The following is a 20,502-nucleotide window of genomic DNA, read 5'->3' as shown; positions in this document are numbered from 1 at the left end:
ATGGCCACACTCCCACGAAACCTGTCACGTGCCGCGCTCTTGGGTGTGGCATCCACCATAGCCCTTTCCTCCTGTGCTCTGCCACCACGTGAGGCTTGGCGCAAGATTCAAGATGACGGCTTGATCGCCTACATCAAGTACGAGCTTGAGACGCCTCGTCACGGTGCCCCGACCACAGCGCCTGCTCCTGCCACGCCAGTGTCCCCCACCAGGGCCACGCCAGGCAGTTCCCGCTCCGGCGAAATGGTGCTCGCCCAGAGGAACTTCGTGGAGTCGATGAAGAATGAGGAGTCCCGCACGCCGCTGACGGCCTTCAGCGTGCCGGCCCTTCCCGGCTACGTCCGCTCTCCGTACACGAACCCGCCGCGCCTCGTGGACGTGCGTGGCGTGCCCTCCGGCACCACGATGGTGTGCCCCTATACGCACCGGAAGTTCATTGTGCCCGGCGCGAATGGAGCCGTACCCACCCCAAGCACCATGCTGGCGCAGGACACGAGCCGCGTGCAGGCACCAGAACGCACCGCCCCTCCTGTTAAGCAGGAGGCTGAAGCTCCGCGTGTGGTGCTCAATGACAAACCTGTCTCCACCCCCACCCCTCCGGCGCCCGCTCCCACGAAGCCGATCGAAAACAACCCGGTGACGACGCCCAGCGCTCCCACCGTGGCCAGCTCGCCAGCCCCTGCACTTTCCGCTCCGACGAAGGCTCCCGCTGCGGCGAAGGAGATTGCTCCCACGAAGCCCACTCCCACGCCCAACGTGGCAAAGAACACGCCTCCGGTGAAGCCCTCCCCGCCGGTAGTCGCAGCTCCGACGCCTCCAGCGCCGAAGCCGGTGCAGGAGATTCCGTACGGCGAAGCCATTGCCGGTCGCCCCGGCTTTGTGAACAGCCCGTACGCCGCCAAACACCAGCTCGTGGATGTGACCGGTCTGCCAGCCGGCATGGAAGTGAAATGTCCCTATACCGGCAAGCTCTTCCGCGTGCCCATGCAGGACATGGCCTCCAGCAAGCCCGTGGAAACGGTGCCGCCCCTGGCCTCTCCGCAGGACAAGCCGCAGAAGAAGTAACTTCCCCACCGCATTCCGATTCTGTTTTCGCAAAACCTCCGTCCCCACCGGGCGGAGGTTTTGTTTTGCATGAATGGGTGTCCGGCGTGAGGGTTGAATGTCTCGTGATACACCCTCCTGCACCCACGGAATGAAACTCCTGCTCTCGGCCTTCAGTTGCGGACCCGGCTGGGGTTCGGAACCAGGCATCGGGTGGAACACCGTGGAGCAGGCCTCGCGGCATCATGAGGTCTGGGTGCTGACGGAAGCTGGCTGGCAGGAGCGCATGGGCGGCAAATTCGACCCGGCCAGACACCCCAACGTCCACTTCGTCTGGGTGCGCATCCCGACACTGGACAAGCTCGTGGATGGCGGCCCGCTCAACAATGGCCTCGGGTGGCTGGCGTACTACTACCTCTGGCAGCTCGCCGCACTTCGTGAAGCCCGCCGCCTGCATGCGGAGCATCGCTTTGATTTGGCGCATCACGTCACCTTTGGCAAACACAGCGTACCCAGCCATCTGCACAAGCTGGGCATTCCCTTCCTCTTCGGACCAGTCGGCGGTGCGGAGAAGGCGCCTCATGGAAGCTTCTACGCAGAGTTTGGGTGGAAGACACGACTCGCTGAATCCCTGCGCCTGCTGCACGTGCGCCTGGCGCGATCAGACCCCTGGCTGCGCGCCTGTGTGAAACGTGCCGCCCTGAGTCTGGGTGTGACGCGCGAGTCCGCCGAAGAGCTGCGTGCCATCGGATCACCGAATCCCGACGTGCTGCCGGCCATCTCTCTGCCGGATGAGGAAGCGCAGGCCCTTGCAGCCCTACCGCGTCACCCGTCCGCGGGCGAGAATGAAAAACTCACCCTGCTCTTCACCGGACGGCTGCTGGCCTGGAAGGGTATTCACCTCGCCATCCGCGCACTGGCGCAGAGCGATCGTTCCCACCTGCATCTCCGCGTGCTCGGCGACGGACCAGAGCGGGGATACCTGGAACAGCTTGCAAAGAATTTGAGCGTCGCGGACCGCGTGCAGTTCAGCGGGAGCGTGCCCCGCGAAGAGGCTCTGAGGGCCACCACAAATGCGGCGGGTCTGCTTTTCCCCTCGCTCCATGACTCCGGTGGTTATGCCGTCATCGAAGCCATGGCGGCCGGCCTTCCGGTCATCTGCCTGAACCTGGGTGGCCCGGGACTCTTTGTGAATGAAGACTGCGGCTGGGTGATAGAAGCTGATACACCCGACCAGACCGTGGAGGAGCTGGCTCACGCCTTGAGGGCGTTTGCCGACTCCCCTGAAGAACGTCACAAACGAGGCGCAGCTGCACGCGAGCGCTGCCTGAACACCTACACCGCCTCCGTGCGCGGAGAGCAGATGGAGCGCAGATACGCGCAAATCGCCCTCAGGCACTAGACCCAGCCTAGTTGCCAGTCGCCTGATTTCCGTTGCCAGCGTTCTGCGGCCTGCCGTCGACGTATCCAGAAGCCGTCAGCGTAGCGATGATCTCATCCACCTCAGTGGCCACGCTCGCATTGTCGCGGATGGCGGCGTTCGTGAGAGTCTGGTCAAACTTCGCGGTGAGAATGCTCACCCCAGCCACACCCACGGAGGTGCCGGCACCTGCGAACGGAAGATCCTTCTCGCTATCCGCGCTCACGGCATAGCCCGTCATCTTTTCAGCGACCTTCACCTTGCTCACCGCGTTGCGGCTCTCCACTTCGATCTCCTTTTCAGTCTTGCCGATGGCGTAGAAGACCGTGGTGCTCACATCATTGGCGGCGGTGGCACTGAGGACCATTTTCTTCTCCTTGCCATCGACGGCTACGAAGAGTTCGCCGAAGGCCTCATAGGCGAAATATTGCTTCTGGTTGCCCGTGATGAGTGTCAGGATGAGGGAACCACTGCCACCATTGATGGGGGCGATGTAAAAGCCGTTCTGGTAGGGGCGGTAGTTCACGCTGTCCCCGGTCTCCTCAAACGACAGCCGGTACACAGCCACAGGGCCCGTTGAAGTCGTGGTCGTCTGGGCATGGAGCCCGCCGCAAAGGAGGGAAAAACCAAGCAGGCACAGGGCGGGAACGATGCGTGAGAGGGAGCGCATGGGAGAGATGGTAGGCATTTGAACCACCATTGTCCATCCTGGTTGCAGAAACTCAGGAACTTGGCCGTGATTGCAGAATGAGGCGCGTCACACCCAACCCAAAGCTCTCAGCAGGAGCCAGATCATCATCAGTCCCCCCATGATCACCAGAACGCGCGACACGATACGGAGGAAGCGATCTTGATGGTGCTCCGGGGTGTGTCGCCGCCGTCGGCCGTGACTTTGTCCTGAGTCGGATTTGTCGGGCAGACCGTCAGATGCCAGGGACGGTACGGAGTCCGGCTTGGGGCCGGCAAAGGTTCGTGTGCTCATAGGGAATGGGGGTCTCCCATTCCCTTAGATGCACCGGCCCTCGTTCCCGTTGAATAGGGTCGCGCGAATCAATCTCCCTCCGGCTTTTTGACATCCGGCGCTGGGGTGTCGATGGAGCGGACGTCGACCTTTACCCCCTTTTCAATCCGCTCCACTTGCTCACGCACCTCCGGGGAGAGTTTTTCACGTTGTTCGGGAGTATCAACCGGGCCGGAGAAAAGCTCCTTCCCCCCAGCATCCCTCACGGTGAGGTGCTTGCGCCCGTTCTCCACCTTCAACTCTCCGCTGCCCTGCTCGTTCTTCCATTTCGTGACCATCACGTTGTTGTGCGTGATGTAGGTCGTGCCGTCCTTGCCCACGGCACTGGAAATGGCTGAGGCCACCGCGCCTTTTCCATCCTCCCCACCCGTAAGAACCTGAACACGGACTTTGGGCTCACCGGCATCCTTGTCCTGGTAGTACAGGACACCTTTTTTCTTTCCGGCCTCAAGCTTCGCAGCATCCTGCATGCGGGAGGTAAAACGCTCAATCTCCTTGCGAATCTCCTCCGCATTCCCCTGCAGCTTGTGCATGCGCTCCTGGAACTCACGCACCTCACGCTCGTAAGCCTCAGGGCTCCTCACCGGAGCAGCCCAAACTAGCGGACGCTCCATGACTCCACGACCGGGACCATCGAACTGATGAAACAGGCGTGGGCCGTCCGTCACTTCACGCTCTTCACTGGCCACGATCTCGCCCAGCTTCACCTGGATGGCTTCCACTTTGCCTTTCCGGAACAGGGTGAGCTTCACCTCATTGCCGATGCCAGCCTGCTGTACCAGCGCTTGCAACTGGGGCTCATTCACCAGGAGCTGGTCATTGAAATAATGCAGGACATCATGCTCCATCACACCCGATTTCGCAGCTGGGCTGTCATCCATCACAGCACGCACCAGAATACCGACACCACGAGACAAGCCAAGCTGTGAGCCGAGGGATTCATCCACCGGACCCAAGACCACTCCCAGGAATGGCACCTTCGTCCCTGGCTTCACCTCCTTTTTGAAAAGCATCTTCCTCAAAGCGGGGCCAGACTCTCTGGCTTCAGGAGCTTTGGCATCGAACTGCCTTTCAAGCTTGTACTCCTTGAGCTTCTTCAGGTCCTTTTCCAGCAGCTCCTTCTTCTCAGCGGCCGGGTCCTTTTCGTCTTGTGCCTTCAACATGCCGCCTGGCACCAGAGCTGAGGACAGCAGGGTTGCGCATATCAGCGCTTGTTTCCGTCGATTCGATTTCATGAAGATAGTTGAGTTGGAATGTTTTGGTCTCTTTGCGCGATTCACTAGTGAAGTTGGACGGGCACGTACATGACCTCCTGGCGGGGCACTTCCACCTGCACGACCCCGGCATTCTGGAGGTCCGCCCAAGCCTGGTGCTCCACGGCGGTGCGCTGCAGCTTCAGCACAGGCTGGCCACTGCTGTCGAAATGGATGCCCTCATCCTTCCAATCGAGCGCTTCGTTGCTGGTCAGCACCTTCTGGAATTCAGGAACTGCGCCCGGAACCGCCGTCACAGGGTCATGCTGCGTGACGGTGAGCACAGAATCAGGGGCCGGCGCTGGACGCATGGCCATGGTGACGGCGATCGCCGCCGTCGCGCCGAGCGCAGACCACAGCAGGCGATCAAGCCAGACCCAGAGAAGTGAAGGTTCCGAAGTCGCAGATACCCGCCGTGACACCGGAGTGGGAGCAGGAACATGTCGCTCCAAAGCAGTGGCAATACCCTGCGCCAGGTCGGGCGATGGCTTCACCGGCGTGAAGCGACGCAGGCCGGATTCGAATTCAGACTCGTTCATGACAATCTTCAGGCAGAAGTTTCTTCAAGCTGGCCAGCGCGTAGCGGTACCTCGCGGCCACGGTGTTCGGGTTCTCGTTCAGGGTTTGGGCAATTTCGGCAAAGGTCATTTCTGCCCAGATCTTCAGCAGCAGGACTTCGCGGTGATCCTCGGAGAGGCGCTGCATGGCCTTCTGCAGGACCTGGGCACGCTCCTGCTCCTCCAGAGTCGGAGCGTCCCACCAGCGATCGTCCCATTCCTTCCCTGCATCCGATTCCCGCTTCGCGGCACGCATTTGGGATTTGAGGAGATCCAGAGCCGCACACCGCACCGTGGCATACAGCAGCGGCGTGTCCTCGGTCACCGGCTCGGGCCGGTGCTTCCAGAACTTCACAAAACCCGCCTGCACCGCGTCCTCCGCGTCCTGCCGGCGAGGCAGCCACTGGCGGACGTAGAGCAGCAGACGCGAGGCATGGGACTCATACCACTGGCGCCAGGGGACAGCCTCTGCAGCCTCGGCGGTGACGGAAGCGGAGATGTACTCGCGCTCGCCGCTGTCGCCGGGTGGGGAGTCCCCGTTGCCAGATGGGATGAATGCCATGCATCTATGACAACGACGCAGGGCGGAATGCTTGTGTGAGGGAAGTCAATTTTTCAGATGTCGTGAAGCACACGCCCAACCCCAACCGAAGTTGCAGCCTGAAAGGCTGCAAGGCCCCCTTTATGGCGCAGCTACGAATGAATTCATCACCGAGCAATGTGTTGCCCGCGTGGCGGGCCTCACCTCTTCTCCAGCTTCACATAATCGATGCCGACCATGAACTTTTGCACCGCAGCGGCATTGGCTCCGGTAATCTTGATGGTGAGTTTGTTCTCCCCAGCAGGCAAGTCGTACGTGCCCCAGTCGAGTTCTCCGGTGTGGATCACGTTCGGTGTGTTGTAGAGATCCAGTTTTGCCGCTGAGACGGGAGTCTCGTTGAGCGTGGCTTCAATCATGCCATAGTCGCGGGCCTTGGTAAGGGCGAGCTTGAGCGCGTACTTGCCAGCCTTTTCCGCGGGGAGAGACACCGTGAGCGTGTCGCCAGCCTTGGCACCGGTCCACCAGAGGTGCTGTCCACCGCTCCACTGCGGGCCGAATCCACCCATGGCCTGCGGACGCGCACTGCCACCACTGGTGCTGAGCACTCTCAAGGACTCACCTTCGATGGCACCTTCCACCCAGCGAGCATTCCCTCCGGCAGCGGCAGGTGTCGCGGGCTTGGAGACGTTGCTCTGCAGATACGCGACGAGGTTGATGACCATATCGGCTGGCAATGCCTCGAACTGCCCCTCGGGCATGGTGCTGAACTTCGAGATTTCACGCGTCGCGACCTCGGCCTTGGTGAGAGTGAACTCCACACCACCGGGCATGACCACGCGATAGGCATCATCCGTTTCCTCCTTCACGATGCCGCTGAGTACGCGACCGTCCTTCATGGAGAAGAGATTGAGCTGGTAGGCCTTTCCGATGATGGCGTTCGGGTCGAGCACGTTCTCCAGAAGGTAGTCGAGGCTGCCGCGATTCGAACCCGTGAGATCCGGGCCCACGCTGGCGCCTTCGCCCAGGAGCTTGTGGCACGTGCCGCAGGTGCTGGTGTAGACCAGTTTGCCATTCACAAGATCCGCGCCCTTGAGCTTATCCGCGGAGAGCATCGCTTTGAACTTCGCCACACGCTGCGGCAGATCTGCTTTCGACTGATTCACTGTCCCCCATACCTGAGCGACAAGCGCGTCCACGTTCTTGTCCTTGAGCGTTTGGAGCTGGCGGATGAGGAACGGCGTGAGCGCATCCCTCGATACCGTCTTGCCCTCCACAGCCTTGAGCAAGGCGACTGCACCTTCCTTCGTGGATGCGAGCACGGAGATGGCATCACTCTTCTCCTCGTTGGAGAGAGATGCGTACACAACCACCAACGCGGGGGCATTGCCTACATCGGGCAGACCGGCAAGCGCTTGAATGGCCTTGCGGCGTAGTGGCGACGCAGCACCTGCAATGATTTCTTGGCAGGGCTTGGCGGAAGCCACGTCACGCACCTGCAAAAGAACACGCAGAGCGGCTTCGCGCTTCTGCGGCGACGCAGAGGCATTCGCAAGCTCTTCGCGGAAAGCCTTGATGGCAGCAGCATCGCCGAAGAGCGCGGAAAGCTCATCCACGGCAGTGGCGTCCACGGAGCGCAGTGATGCGGAAGTTGTAGACCAGTTCTGAGGTGTCGAGAGCTTTCCAGCCGTGCGCGCTGCATCGACCAACATGGTCAACGTCTTCTTCTGTTGTGCCGCGTCCTTCATGCTGACGACAGCGGAAAGCAACGCCTCACGGCCCGCAGGATCACCCGAGAGACGGCGATAGATGAAGCCCGTGACCTTGTCCATCTGGCTGACATTGGCGAGCGCAATACCCTTGGCAGGATCTTCCGCGACGAGGGGTTCGATGCCATACCATACCAACAAGGGAATCATGGGATCCGCCGCGTCTTCCTTGCGGGAGATGAGGGCCATGGCAATACCCTCACGCTGGGCAATAGGAAGGCGCTGGAGAAGCGACGCGAGTTCGCGGCGCACCACCGGCGACTTGGTGGCTTTCGCCGCCGTGTTGAGGTGACCGATGGATTCAGCACTCAAGCCCTTGCCCTGGAGAGTACGAATCGCGAAAACGTTCACGCTCTCATCCGTGTCTGCGGGTGGAGTTCCCACGACATCCTGCTCCGCAGCCCCGATCACTTGCAACGCCCATTGGGACTTCAATCTGCCATTGGGCACACTCTCCTTGTTCGGAGCGGAGTTCATCACATACCACTCCATGAGTTTCATCGGCGCGACGGGATTGCCTGAGGCATCTTTTTCCAGCTTGCCAGAGGCCGCACGCTCCATGAGGACGCGGCGTGCCATGCGCTCGAACCATCCATTCGTGCTCTCCACGGCCATCTTCGCGAGTTCGGCATCGCCCAGCTTCGCGAGGTCTCCCTTCCACGGCTTGTGCGTGTCATACACGATGCGATAGATACGCCCGTTGCTGCGGTCCCACGCCTTCACATCGCGATGATGGCAGGTCTGCTTGTCCGACCAGTCGCTGATGTACAAAGCGCCATCTGGACCGACCTTTTGCGTGACCGAGATGAAGGAGTGGTCGTTGCTGCGCATGAAGTCCGCGCGATGCTGGCCCACATACGAGCTGGCAATTGGGTCCGCATGATCCTGCACCAGGCGATGGCCATGAAGATTGCTGAAGAGCAGTTCACCTCTGTACTCGACCGGGAAATTGTCACCGTTGTAAATCGCCAGTCCACAGTGCGCATGACCGCCACCAGCGTGATCGGTGTCATTGCTGACGGGGAGATTCACCTGACCGGCACGCGGCCCCCAGTGCGCATTCTCACCGACGCTGCCCGCGTAGTGCACATGGTCCGCCATGGTCTTGATGTCCTCATAGGTATGAGGATTGAAGTGCTGGCCAGCCTGGCGGTGATAGCGGCCACCCGGCACAATGTGATACAGATGCTGGATGACGCACGCGGTCACGAAGAACTCGCCCTGGTCATTGTAGTCCAATCCCCAAGGATTGCTGGTACCGTGCGCGAAGACTTCGAACTCGTGCTTCACCGGATGGTAGCGCCATACAGCGCAATTCAGCGGAGTGCGCTGCTCGTCTGGAGTGCCTGGTTTGCCCACACGCGAGTGGGTGAAGACACCATGGCAACCATAGAGCCAGCCATCAGGTCCCCAGATGAAGCTGTTGAGCGTTTCGTGCGTGTCCTGATACCCCCAGCCATCCAGCAGCACCTGCGCGGGTCCATCCGGCTTGTCATCGCGATCCTTGTCTGGGATGAAGAGGAAGTTCGGCGCCGCACCGACCCAGACACCACCAAAGCCAACCTCGATGCCGGACACGAGGTTGAGGTTTTCGAGGAACACCTTGCGGGTCTCGAAGCTGCCGTTGCCATCTTCATCCGCGAAGATGAGGATGCGGTCCTTGCCCTCCCCTTCCGGAGCGCGTTGGGGATAGGTATTGCCTTCCACCACCCAGAGGCGGCCACGCTCGTCCCAGCACATGGCAATCGGTTGCACGAGATCAGGCTCCGCCGTCACCAACTCTGCCTTGAAACCTGCAGGCAGCGTCATCGCCTTCACCGCTTCCTGCGGGCTCAGACCGCCGGCATATTTCGAGGATGGCATGGACTCCGGTCCATAGAATTTGCGGGGCTGGAACTGCGCAAAGCGCTCCGCGCTCACCTGCTCACGACGCTGCAGAAGCACACGACAACCATACTTGTTGCCCACAACCACATCGAGCAGTCCATCGCCATCGATATCGCCCGTGGTGAGCTGCGTACCCACGCCGGTGTCACCATCGATCATATGGGGGATGAACTCGACCTTGCCATCCTTGCCACGCTTCGTCTGGAACCAGTAGAGCACGCGAGGATCGCGCTCGTTCGGATCATGTCCATTGTGCGCCCAGTAGCGTTTGCCGGTGATCAGGTCCTTCAGTCCATCGCCATCAACGTCCTGCAACGCAAGCGCGTGCGGCTGGCTGAAGCGGACGCCGTATTCATTCTCCCAAGGCTGCGATCCCACGATGAGACGCTTCTCCCATGCCGCACCGTCCTGCCCCCCCTTGTTCTCAAACCAGGCCACGCCATACTGGTGCGCGTTCAACGAGGTGATGATGTCATTGCGACCGTCACCATTGAAGTCGTAGGCGAACATCTGCGCACCGCCACCGCCGGTGAGATTGAAGGTGTGCTGCTTCCATGCATTCCCGGACGCAGGGGCCTCCCACCAGCGCTTCGCCTCGAGGAAATCCAGGCGTCCATCACCATTCACATCGCCAATGCCCATGCCGTGGGTGAATTTGCCCACCTTCACGTCTTCCGTGAGAGGATGCCACTGCCACGTCTTGGTTACATCGCCCCCGTCAGCGGAGTAGTAGCCAAAGCGGCCTTCGCGCGAGCAGACGACTTCTGGCTTGCCATCGCCGGTGACGTCCGTGAACTCGGGCGATTCGTTATCGACGATGTCCGCCACCTGAAAGGCCTGCCACTCTGCTGAGGGAGTCTTGCCGGGATTGCGGTACCAGCGGGCATCCTTCCCGGGGAATCCAAGTACCAGCACATCCTTGAAGCCATCTCCATCCACATCGTGGACATAGGAGAAGAAGTTGTTGGAGTAGCCATTGATGTTGAATTCGTCCTGTTTGTAGAAGGACACTGGTGTCTTGAAATCCGGACCGAGCCAGTAATAGGGCCCGTAGACAATGTCGTTTTTTCCGTCGTTGTTCAGGTCGCCGAAGGCGGCGCCTTCGCTGAAAAAACGCGTTTCCAGCACGCGCTTTTCCCATCGGATCAAGGATTCAGCAGAGGCCGTGGGGACCGGGGCCAAGCTGGCCAGAGCCGCCATCATCAGCGGCAGGGTGAGACGTGAGGAGTGCATGGCGAGAATGCGTTGGAGCGAGGGTGAGGCTACGGGAGGACATCAGGGCTCTAGCGGACAATGTTTGTGCGAAATCGGACATGCGCTGCAAAGTAGAAGGCTTCTCCAGAAGCCTTTCACGGCTCCCACAGGTCGAGGAGTTTCTGTCGGCACAGGATGATGCAAAGGGACTTCAGACCAAGTGAAAAAATGCAGGCGTGGGCAGGGCCATGGTGAAAGGCTTCTGGAGAAGCCTTCTACTTTGAACTTCTCAGCGCCTCTTCAAGAATCCCCCCAAACTCTCGGAAGCTCCACGCAGACCTGCTCATGCCGAAGGACTGGTCCGGCCCCTTGCTCACCTCCAGATCGATGGAGATGAAGTCTTCCGCATGTCTCCGGCTGCGCACCAGGATCTCGCCTCCTGGGTCGATGACGTAGCTGTCTCCATAGCCCACGCCTGACGTGCGGGTGATGCCGCTTTTCGCGGTGTCCAGCACCACATTGTTGCCACGTACGAGATACACGCTGTTCTCAATGGCGCGCGCCGTGTGGTCCGCGCGCACCTTCATGAAATGGCTGATGAGCCCGGTGTCGCGGATGTAGTTGAAGTGCGGCGCAAAGATGATGCGAGCGCCCTTCGCGGCAAGAATACGCGCAGGCTCGATGTAGCCGCCATCCGCGCAAATGATGACGCCGAACTTCACTCCTCCACGCTCGAAGATGGGAAACTCGCGCCCCTGCTTGTGAAACTTCTGGTACGCAGCGCACTTGCTGTACACACCGAGCACATGTCCTCGATGGGCCACCACCACCGAATTGTACAGGTCTGAGCCACGTTTCTCATTGAAGCCAACAATGAGGGTGGGTTCAAACCGGCTCGTCAGGTCCAGCACCTTGGCAAGCTGGGGTGAATCCATCGCAAAGGCGCCACGTCGTGCTTCTTCCTCCGTATCCGGATACCCTGAAAGAAAACACTCCGGGAAGGAGACAATCTCCACCTGCTCCCGGTCCGCCCGGGCAAGTCCCTCTTCCACACGCTTGAGATTGTGTTCGAAGTCACCAACCCACGATTCGTACTGGCAATGGGCAATGCGCATGGGGTCAGTCTGCCGCACAATCCCAAGTCTCTACAATCCGAAAACGACACCTTTCCATACTCCCAGAAGCCATCATCGGGTGACGAACTTGCCCGTTGCCAGAATTTTCCCGCCCCATCACACTTGCGCCATGAAGAAGCTCATTGTCTGGTTTGACATCCCCGTGAACGATCTGGATCGCGCCATCTCCTTCTACAGCGCCGTGCTCGGTGAGCCGGTGAACAAGGTGGACATGGGTGGTGGCTTTGTGATGGGAATGCTCCCGGGTGAGGAAAATGTCCTGGGTGGTTGTCTCTACAAGTCGGATGAATCCTCCCCCACCGACCAGGGCACCATGCAATACTTCAACGTGGATGGCAGGCTGCGCGCCGCCGTGGAAGCGGTGAAGGCCAACGGCGGCAAGATGCGAACGGATGTGGAACCGATCGGACCGTGGGGATTCCGGGCCATCGTGCTGGATAGCGAGGGCAATCGCATTGCTCTGCACTCGCAGACGGACTCCTGAGCCCCAGCTAGGACGATGCGGGCTTCGCCACGGAGACTCCGATTTCCAGTGTCGGCTCCGTGGGGTCGTCCAGCGGCAGAGGCGAGACGCGTCCGCCATCATCCCGCATGTCCGTGCCAACAGAGTAGATCAGACCGGAAGCAAGATTGATGCGCAGTCGTGCGCCGGTGAAAGGATCCACCACGTCTTCCGGAAGGTAGGCTGCGGTCAATTCACCGGCGTCCTTCGGCACGCGCGCTTCCACGAGCAGGAACCGGCGCACCGCAAAGAGTGTCATGATGGAGGCATGCTGTGCACGTGCGAGGCCGTGCCGGTCCGGCAGGGCGAAGTAGGGCTGGATGCGCGTGGCAAAGTATTCCTCGCCCGTGGCATTTCCATCCGGAATGAGCATGCCCCCCTTGGCCCGTTGGCGCATGCGGAAGCCAATTTGGTTTTGCCGTGCCATAACCGTTGCCGATGATTCGCTTTTTAGTTCGCGAAAGCTGTCTGCAAAGAGATGCAGCGTGGCGTTGGGTTTGAAGAGAAGCCAGTCTGTACGCACCGGGATGTATCCCTCAGGCAGGGGCGGCTCACCATCCTCTGGCCCGACCAGCAGCTTCCGCTCAAACCCGTAGAATCCACTCATCGCCTCGCGCAAGGCGGTGGCAGAAGGAGCCCACGGACGATAGACCTCCTCCTGCAGGCGGCGGAGCGTCTGCGCATCGAGCTGGGTGCGGCGCAACAGCATGGCCAGGGACTGGGCACTGGCTTGGTGCAGATCCAGCGAGCGGTCCATGAAGGAAGGCCAGGCATCAAGTTGCTCCAGCAAATGGCCCAGTCGGGCGAGGTCCATCGCAGCGAGAAAGGCTGCCTCCTCCCGACCGCTCCGGCTGAGGTAGGCAGACTCTGCCTGCTTCAGCTTCATGACAGCATGCCACGCGGAATCGGCCCCGAAGTCCTCGACCATCCAGAGCAGGTTGCGCGGGCTCCATTCCTCCGTCTTCTCCTCCAGCAGGTCGCGGAGGTTGTCGAGCACCATCCCATTGTCATCGAGGGCTTGGGCGAGTGATGGTGTATCCCACTCCCATGGAGGCGTATTGGGATATTCAATGAGCCGGATTTTGGAACCCGCCATCAGCATGTACTTCATGCGACTCGGAGCCGAGAGATCCTGGCTCTCCTCCGTCATCGAAGATCGTTTCAGGTCATCCTCCCACGGGCGGGGTTCATCCTTCAGGTAGGTGTAGGCCAGCACCATCAGCACCAGCACGCCGAGCAGCAGGAAGGTCATCACCTGCGTGCTGCGCCTCACTGTCTCGGACCGCCGCTCATTGAGGCCGCCACGTCGCATCGGCGGCGGTTGAGGGAGGTCATCCTCCTCATCCAGCCACCGCTCGTGGGGCTCGCGCCGGGGCGGTTGCTCGTGATGATCCATGTCTCCGCATGATGACATGGAAACCGCAGAAGGCACGCACGCATTTCTGCGCCATCAATCCCCCACCACGGCATTCAGGAAGCCGTCGACCGCTGCCCGGGTGATCTGGCCACCGGGTCCATCAAAAGGCCAGTCAAACCCGTGCACCGCCCAGGGCATCTCGATCACGTGATGCTTCACGCCGAGCTGCTCGAGTCGCTGCGCATAACGCCGGCTCTGCATGTTCCAGACGAATGTATCCCTTGTGCCGTGGAGGAGTAACGTGGGGCAGGTGTCGCTGCTGGCGAGCATGAAGGCCGAGGCCGTGCGGTAGTTTTCGGCAGCCTCGTCTGGATCACCTCCAAGATAGTTTCGAAGCAGCCGCCGGGAATCCAGCACATCCTCTGCAAAGGCGAAGCGTCGCGCGAAGAACATGTCGTGCGGAGCATAGATGGCGATGCAACCACGGATCATCGGATCGCGCAGGCTGACCGCGCAGGCACTTGCAATCTGCCCGCCGGCGCTGCGACCGAGGAGGACGAAGCGGGCGGGATCGATGTTGAGTTCGTCCGAGTGCGCCTTCAGCCAGGCAATAGCCTGCTGCATGTCCGCCAGCGGTGCGGGCCACTGGTGCGTGGGAGCCAGGCGATACTCCACACACGCGACGGCATAGCCCCGGGCAGACCAATAGGCACTCCACGCTGGAAACTCGGTGGCGGCGCCATTCTCCCAGCCGCCTCCGTGGATGACGATGATGCATGGGGCATGAGCACGATGCTCGGCGCGGAAGAAGTGGACCCGTAGAGGCTGGGTCGCCGTTGAGTCAGTATAGACAAACTCCTCCGCACCCTTCCACGCTGGCTTTTTCAAGCCAAGCCACAGCGAGGTGAACGGCACGGAGTGCGGGTGGCGCGCAGCCTTCTCACCAAAGGCGGCTCGCATCTCTCCAGCCAATCGCCCCGAGATGCCCGCCATCTGCCACACCGGCGTCAGCAAGACGAATGCAGATCCCAGAAGCAGCGCCGTGCCCGCCAGTTCATCCCGGCGACGAATGAACATGCCAGTGCACGCGAGCACGATGGCCAGGACCGCAATGCGATGGCCATACTCCGTGGCCAGCAGGGTAAGCTGCCAGTTCAACCGGGTATCGATGAGCACGACGACGTGCAGCGCGAGAAGCGCGCACAGGATCGCCATCATCAGGCGGAGGCGAACCCAGATCGTCAGCATGCGAGGTGGGACAACTTGCGCACCATGCAGAACCCGCCCGCGCTATTTGCTCGCGAGGATGACCGGTCCTTCCACCTCTGGCGCGCCGCCTTCCTTCTCCAGGCTCACGGCGAACTTGGAGACTTCTGCGATATGCTTGCTCGGGTGGAAGACCACCGTGGCTTCGCCCTTTTCGTTCACCTTCACCACGCCGGCATTCACCGGAGTTTGCTGTCGCTTGCAAATGACCCAGAGCTGGTAGTCCTTGCCGGGTTGCACGCTGGGCATGTGGGCCAGCTTGATAAGGCCCTCCTGCTTGGTTTGATCCCAGACCACGAGTACTTCACCCTCTTCATACCGCTTCACACTGGCGCGCAGCATGGACACCTCCATGCTGGCCACAGCGATGCCTTTACGCAGCTGCTCAGCCTCGGTCAGAAGTTTCGCATAGCGTGCATCTGCATCAGCGACCTGCGTCTTGAGCAAGTCCTGCGCCTTCCGCGCGTCAGCCACTTCGCCCTGTGCAGCAGTCTCGCTCATCACCAGGGTGGTGACGCGGTTGTTGAGTTCGCGATTGGCAGTCCAGAGCCCCGTCGCGGAAACGGCAATCACGGCGGCGGCAGCCCAGGCAACCCACGGACTGCGCACGACTTTCCACGCGATGGAGATCGGCGTGACCTTGGCCCGGCGCTGACGCTTCAGCGTGGCGAGAAGCTGCTCACGCACGTCTGCGGGCGGTGTCTCAGCGGGCATGAGATGCGCAATCTCAGCTGCCACCTCGGACAACTCCGCGTACTCCTCTCTCAGGCGCGCCTCATAGCGCCACTCACTCTCCAGTACCCGCACCTCTTCAGGCGTGAGTGCATCGAGCGCGTGCAAGGCGATTTGTTCCTGCTGCCGATCCGTCATGCGTCACCTCCTTTCAGAATATCGCGCAGCCTGAGCAGGCCACGCCGGATATTGGTCTTCACCGTTCCCAGAGGCTCATCAAATTTCTCGGACAATTGGTAATGGGTCAACCCTTTCAAGAAGGCCCACTCAATGCACCGGCGCTGAGCCTCCGGCAGAGACTCCAGGGCACGTCGGACAATGCCGGCGCGTTCTGCACGATCCGCCGCACGGTCCGCTCGTTCCACATTGGAACCATCCAGAGTGGGCAGCAGTTCCACGGTGGCATCCTCCACCAGCTTGGCACGACGGCGCGCTGAGCGCAGGCGATCGATGGCCTTGTGACGGAAGATGATGACCGCCCAGGTGAACGCCTTGCTCTTGGAGGCATCGTAGTCGCGGGCGCGGTCCCAAAGGTAGAGAAAGCCTTCTTGCAGGGCGTCGCGGGCCTCCTGATCGTCATTCAAGATGCGGCGGGCGAGCGCGTAGAGTGGACCGGAGAAGCGATCGTACAGCTCGGCAAACGCAGCCTCGTTCCCCGTGGCGACACGTTGCAGAATGGCTTCGTCGGTTTCCTCCTCCATGCAGTAGCTTCGGGATGCGCGCACCATGCGCGACCCAGTCTGGGGTGCGAGCACCGCAAGCTGAACCGAAGTGTGCGAGAGCTTTAGCAGCGGAGAGGCGGTCACACAACTATTTGCGTCTGGGGACGGCGGGTGGATTCAGAGCAAATGTCCTCTGGGCCCCACCGGCACGCTTGACTCCCCCCCTGGCTTTCGGTGTCATGGCGCCATGCTGCCACCCACAGACCTTCGTCCCAACCGCCTCACGGCCATCGACGTATTTCGCGGGTTCGTGATGTTCCTGATGGCGGCGGAACTCATGGAACTGGCTCACGTGGCCCGGCAGTTCCCGGACAGCAGCTTCTGGCAAATCATTGGCCGCCACACCAGCCACGTGGAGTGGACTGGGTGCTCGCTGCATGACCTCATCCAACCCGGCTTCAGCTTCCTCGTGGGTGTGGCATTGCCCTTTTCTATTGCCGGCCGGCTCGCAAAAGGTCAACGCCCCGCGCAACTGTGGTGGCACGCTTTGTGGCGCTCGTTACTGCTGGTCCTGCTCGGCGTCTTTCTGAGGAGCATCGATGCGCCCATCACCTATTGGACGTTCGAGGATACGCTCTCGCAAATCGGATTGGGGTATCCCTTCCTTTTTCTCCTCGGTTTCGTAGGAAGCAAAGCTCGTTGGGCAGCACTGGCCTTCGTGCTCGTCGGCTACTGGCTGGCCTTCGCGCTCTTCCCCCTGCCCCCGGCAGACTTCAACTATCCTGCCACCAATGTGAGGCCGGACTGGCCACATCACTTCGAGGGCTTCCTCGCGCACTGGAACATCAACAGCAACGCCGCCTGGGCCTTTGACGTGTGGTTTCTCAACCTGTTCCCGCGCGAAGTGTTCTTCACCGGAAATCGTGGAGGCTACGCCACGCTGAGCTTCGTCCCGACGCTTGGCACGATGATTCTGGGCCTGATTGCGGGAGCTTGGCTGAAGAGCGCGTCTGATGACTCGGGACTGAAGCCAGCGAAGGAGGTGAGCGCGGAAAAGGGGACCGAGGATACTCCGGCCATGGCAGCCACGCTGCGCTTGATCTATGCGGGCATCATCTGTCTCGCATTGGGATGGGCGCTGCATGTCACCGGCGTCTGCCCGGTGGTGAAGAAGATCTGGACCCCTGCATGGACGCTCTTCAGTGGAGGCTGGTGTTTCCTCATCCTCGCGGGATTCTATTTCATCACCGAAGTGCAGGAGTGGAAGCGCTGGGCTTTCCCATTGCTGGTGATCGGCATGAACTCCATCGCCATGTATGTGCTGGTGCACACGACATCAGACTTCTTCCGCGAGGCGCTGCATACCCACCTCGGCACCGGGGTCTTCAAGGTACTTGGGGAAGGCATTGCGCCCGTGCTGGAAGGCGGCGCCGTGCTCCTGATCCTGTGGTTGATTCTCCTTTGGATGCACCGCCGGAAATTGTACCTGCGGATCTGAGTGATGGAGTGACTGACTCATGAACGTCCTGCAATTCGGTGTGTACATCCTGGGCGCGGCCTGCTGCTGGTGTGGATCGTGGCTGGCGCGAAAGTTTCCCGGGCAATGGTGGATGGCGGCACCGCTCATGGTGCTGGCCATTCCGTGCGCGGTTTACGGGCTGTATTATGCACGTCTTTGGGACGAACCGATCTGGCTCTACCAGTTGCGTGCAGTTCCCGGCGCGGAACTGCTGGCTGCCTTGGGCGGGCTGCTCGTGGGATGGTTCCACTGGCATCTGCCCAGGCGCTTCGCAGGGTCGCTCGGTTTCGTTTCCTGTTTCTTCTTGCTCTGGCTGTCTGTTCCTTACCTCAAGCAGCTCATCAGCCCGCTTCGGAAGGACCAGCTTCATGAGAAATGGAAGGATGGTGTGTGCATGCAGAGCACTACTTCCACATGTGGGCCGGCCAGCGCTGCCACGCTCCTGAAGTCGATGGGTATCGAAGTGACGGAAAAGGAACTCGCCACCGAAGCCTTCACCACGAGCAGCGGCACGGAGAACTGGTATCTGAACCACGCCCTCCAGCGCCGCGGCATTGATTGTTCCTATGTTTTGCGTGCTCCGGGATCCTCTGACCTGCTCTACCCGGCCATTGCCGGTGTGCGTCTGGGCGCACGCGCCGGGCACTTCATCGCCATCATCGGGGAAACGCCGGAGCACTACATCGTCGGCGAACCGCTGTCAGGTCGCCGTCTGCTACGGAAGGATCGCCTGGACCGCAGTGGTTATGAGTTCACAGGGTTCTTCATGCTGTTGAAGAAGAACCCCTGAGCAACACGTGCCCCCCGGACACCCGAGCATCATTGCTCGGCACTCGCGTCTGCTTTGCTCTTTTTCCGCTTCGACGGCTTCTTTCCATCGAGCGCCGCGAGTCGCTCTTCGAGTTCCTTCACACGATCCAGAAGTTCTGGTACACGAGCGGGATAGGTAAGCATGCGGCGGCCCTCAATGAGGGGCTTCGCAGGATACCCGGTGTAGGCACCGGGAGTGGGATAGTCTTTGGTCACACCGGACTTCGCGAGGAAAGTCACCTGATTGCCAATGGTCAGGTGGCCTGCCACGCCCACCTGTCCGGCCATGGTCACGAAATTGCCAAGGCGTGTGCTGCCTGAGATGCCCACCTGCGCGACAATGACGCAGTGCTTTCCGATGACGCAGTTGTGCGCAATCTGCACCAAGTTATCGATTTTGGTACCTTCACCGATCCAGGTGCGCCCGAATCGCGCGCGATCAATCGTGGTGCAGGAACCGACCTCTACATCATCGTCGAGCTGGACAATGCCCACCTGATCGATCTTGAGATGTTTGCCTTCGCTGAACTCGTAGCCAAATCCATCCGTGCCGATGATGGCACCGCTATGAATGATCACGCGATTGCCCAGTTTGCAGCGTTCCTTGACCACTGCGTGCGCATGGATCACGCATTTGGCGCCCAGACGCGTGTTCCGTCCGATGTACGCCCCGGCATGAATGAAGGAACCATCGCCAATGATGGCACCCTCCTCGATCACCACATGAGGCCCCACATAGGTCATGTCCATGTTCAACTGCGCGTTCGGGCTGACGATCGCCGTGGGATGCACGCCAGGGTCGAATGTCTGCTTGGGCGGCCCGAAACGCTGGATGATGGTGGAGAACTTCAGCGTCGGATTGTCCACCCGTATGACCGCCATCGCAGGAGGCACATCGGTGAACTGGCGGTCGACAATCACCGCACTGGCATTGCTCTTTTTCAGCGCGGCGGCATAGCGGGGATTCCCCAAGAACGTGATTTCACCAGGCTCAGCCTCCTGGATGGAATTGAAACCAGTAACGACGAGATCCGGATCACCGGCGGCGATTTCGCCTTCCAGGAGCAGGGCAATCTTGTTGAGTGAGGTGTTCATGGGTTGGCCGGGAGAAAATGCAAATCCCTGCCTTGAATGCAACATCAAGGCAGGGATTTCAGAACGATCGGAGTTACCGAAGGAGAACTGCTTATTTCTTGCCCTTCTTTTCCTTCACAGGTTCAGCAGGAGCGGGAGCCGGTGCCGTGGCTGCGCCAGCAGGAGCGTCCTTGTTGAGCTGCACAATCACTTCGGAAGTGAAGTCCTGCATCACGCCTTCCTTGGCATGAAGCAGCACGGGGAAACCAGTCACGCCCACGGAGGACTTGTCGAAGACCATGTCATAGCCATCAGCCTTGGCCTTCTCGGCGACCGCTCCGACCACCTTGCCATAGATTTTCTGGCGCTGCTGGCCAGCTTCGGTCTGAAGCTGCTGTTCACGACGGCGACGCTCCTTTTCGAGTTGCTCGGAGAGGGAACGCAGTTCGTTGGCTTTGGCTTCAAATTCCGAGGCCTTCTTGGCGCGGATTTGCTCACTCAGCACCGGGTCGCGGGCTTCCTTCATGAGCTGCTTGGCTTCGCCGTCCAGCTTCTTCAGCTTCTCAAGCATCTCCTGCATTTCGCTGTCCATGCGGGCCTTGTTCTGGCCCAGCAAGTTCTTGGCGGCTGCGGTTTCGTGGTACTCATCAAGGACGCGGCCCATGTCCACGACGCCGATCTTGAGATCAGCAGCGTGGGTGGCAGCCGTAAGGGACAATGCGGCGAGAATCGCGGAGAGATATTTCATGAGGAATGGAACG

The 20,502-nt window shown here is 60.5% G+C and carries 18 protein-coding genes; 5 read left to right on the top strand and 13 right to left on the bottom strand.

Annotation, left to right across the window (positions count from 1 at the left end):
* Both DES53_RS01180 and DES53_RS01175 read left to right on the top strand, forming a co-directional pair.
* Complete coding sequence (locus tag DES53_RS01180; protein ID WP_113956379.1) at window positions 1-1,065, top strand: hypothetical protein; 1,065 nt, start codon at window positions 1-3, stop codon at window positions 1,063-1,065.
* A 130-nt stretch (window positions 1,066-1,195) separates the two neighbouring features.
* Window positions 1,196-2,446: a glycosyltransferase family 4 protein gene (locus tag DES53_RS01175; RefSeq protein ID WP_170156768.1), complete on the top strand. Its 1,251-nt coding sequence runs from the start codon at window positions 1,196-1,198 to the stop codon at window positions 2,444-2,446.
* Window positions 2,447-2,453: 7 nt separating this feature from the next.
* Here the strand turns inward: DES53_RS01175 and DES53_RS01170 are convergent, their stop codons facing one another.
* The 7 genes from DES53_RS01170 to DES53_RS01145 all read right to left on the bottom strand — a co-directional run bounded on the left by DES53_RS01170 (window position 2,454) and on the right by DES53_RS01145 (window position 11,798).
* Window positions 2,454-3,134, bottom strand: coding sequence for a hypothetical protein (locus DES53_RS01170; RefSeq protein ID WP_147263125.1), 681 nt, complete (start codon window positions 3,132-3,134; stop codon window positions 2,454-2,456).
* An 87-nt stretch (window positions 3,135-3,221) separates the two neighbouring features.
* Entirely contained in the window at window positions 3,222-3,446 is a 225-nt protein-coding gene (locus DES53_RS32705) for a hypothetical protein (protein WP_170156767.1), read from the bottom strand.
* Between the two features lie 68 nt (window positions 3,447-3,514).
* Window positions 3,515-4,720 (bottom strand): PDZ domain-containing protein, encoded by a 1,206-nt coding sequence (locus DES53_RS01165; RefSeq protein WP_113956376.1) that lies wholly within the window; start codon window positions 4,718-4,720, stop codon window positions 3,515-3,517.
* A gap of 44 nt (window positions 4,721-4,764) precedes the next feature.
* Window positions 4,765-5,277, bottom strand: coding sequence for a hypothetical protein (locus DES53_RS01160; RefSeq protein ID WP_113956375.1), 513 nt, complete (start codon window positions 5,275-5,277; stop codon window positions 4,765-4,767).
* A complete protein-coding gene (locus DES53_RS01155; protein WP_113956374.1) occupies window positions 5,264-5,857 on the bottom strand; it encodes an RNA polymerase sigma factor in 594 nt (197 codons plus the stop codon). The genes DES53_RS01160 and DES53_RS01155 overlap by 14 nt, the downstream gene beginning before the upstream one ends.
* 179 nt (window positions 5,858-6,036) lie before the next feature.
* Window positions 6,037-10,722 (bottom strand): PVC-type heme-binding CxxCH protein, encoded by a 4,686-nt coding sequence (locus tag DES53_RS01150; protein WP_113956373.1) that lies wholly within the window; start codon window positions 10,720-10,722, stop codon window positions 6,037-6,039.
* 236 nt (window positions 10,723-10,958) lie between these two features.
* Window positions 10,959-11,798: a carbon-nitrogen hydrolase family protein gene (locus DES53_RS01145; RefSeq protein ID WP_113956372.1), complete on the bottom strand. Its 840-nt coding sequence runs from the start codon at window positions 11,796-11,798 to the stop codon at window positions 10,959-10,961.
* Between the two features lie 130 nt (window positions 11,799-11,928).
* Here DES53_RS01145 and DES53_RS01140 point away from each other — a divergent pair, with 130 nt between their 5' ends.
* A complete protein-coding gene (locus DES53_RS01140) occupies window positions 11,929-12,303 on the top strand; it encodes a VOC family protein (RefSeq protein ID WP_113956371.1) in 375 nt (124 codons plus the stop codon).
* Window positions 12,304-12,310: 7 nt separating this feature from the next.
* On the opposite strand, the gene DES53_RS01135 is transcribed toward DES53_RS01140, so the two are convergent.
* Genes DES53_RS01135 through DES53_RS01120 form a run of 4 tightly spaced genes read right to left on the bottom strand, consistent with a single transcriptional unit; the run spans window position 12,311 to window position 16,404 of the window.
* Window positions 12,311-13,735 (bottom strand): hypothetical protein, encoded by a 1,425-nt coding sequence (locus DES53_RS01135; protein ID WP_147263123.1) that lies wholly within the window; start codon window positions 13,733-13,735, stop codon window positions 12,311-12,313.
* Between the two features lie 36 nt (window positions 13,736-13,771).
* Window positions 13,772-14,926 carry an alpha/beta hydrolase gene (locus tag DES53_RS01130; RefSeq protein WP_113956369.1) on the bottom strand — a complete coding sequence of 385 codons (1,155 nt, stop codon included), beginning with the start codon at window positions 14,924-14,926 and terminating at the stop codon, window positions 13,772-13,774.
* 42 nt (window positions 14,927-14,968) lie between these two features.
* Window positions 14,969-15,814 (bottom strand): anti-sigma factor domain-containing protein, encoded by an 846-nt coding sequence (locus DES53_RS01125; protein ID WP_113956368.1) that lies wholly within the window; start codon window positions 15,812-15,814, stop codon window positions 14,969-14,971.
* Window positions 15,811-16,404, bottom strand: coding sequence for a sigma-70 family RNA polymerase sigma factor (locus tag DES53_RS01120; RefSeq protein WP_113956367.1), 594 nt, complete (start codon window positions 16,402-16,404; stop codon window positions 15,811-15,813). Before DES53_RS01120 ends, DES53_RS01125 begins: the two co-directional genes overlap by 4 nt.
* A 181-nt stretch (window positions 16,405-16,585) precedes the next feature.
* Here DES53_RS01120 and DES53_RS01115 point away from each other — a divergent pair, with 181 nt between their 5' ends.
* Entirely contained in the window at window positions 16,586-17,836 is a 1,251-nt protein-coding gene (locus tag DES53_RS01115; protein ID WP_113956366.1) for an acyltransferase family protein, read from the top strand.
* 19 nt (window positions 17,837-17,855) lie between these two features.
* On the top strand, window positions 17,856-18,647 hold the full coding sequence (locus tag DES53_RS01110; protein WP_113956365.1) for a cysteine peptidase family C39 domain-containing protein: 792 nt from the start codon (window positions 17,856-17,858) through the stop codon (window positions 18,645-18,647).
* A 29-nt stretch (window positions 18,648-18,676) separates the two neighbouring features.
* On the opposite strand, the gene lpxD is transcribed toward DES53_RS01110, so the two are convergent.
* Together lpxD and DES53_RS01100 are read right to left on the bottom strand one after the other, a co-directional pair.
* Window positions 18,677-19,762, bottom strand: a complete 1,086-nt coding sequence (lpxD, locus tag DES53_RS01105; RefSeq protein WP_113956364.1) for a UDP-3-O-(3-hydroxymyristoyl)glucosamine N-acyltransferase — start codon at window positions 19,760-19,762, stop codon at window positions 18,677-18,679.
* A gap of 91 nt (window positions 19,763-19,853) precedes the next feature.
* Window positions 19,854-20,489: an OmpH/Skp family outer membrane protein gene (locus DES53_RS01100; protein WP_113956363.1), complete on the bottom strand. Its 636-nt coding sequence runs from the start codon at window positions 20,487-20,489 to the stop codon at window positions 19,854-19,856.
* Window positions 20,490-20,502 lie beyond the last annotated feature (13 nt).

The organism is Roseimicrobium gellanilyticum (assembly GCF_003315205.1).
Classification (GTDB): domain Bacteria; phylum Verrucomicrobiota; class Verrucomicrobiia; order Verrucomicrobiales; family Verrucomicrobiaceae; genus Roseimicrobium; species Roseimicrobium gellanilyticum.
Note: the sequence above shows the minus strand (reverse complement) of the source record. Positions and strands in the feature narration are given on the sequence as shown.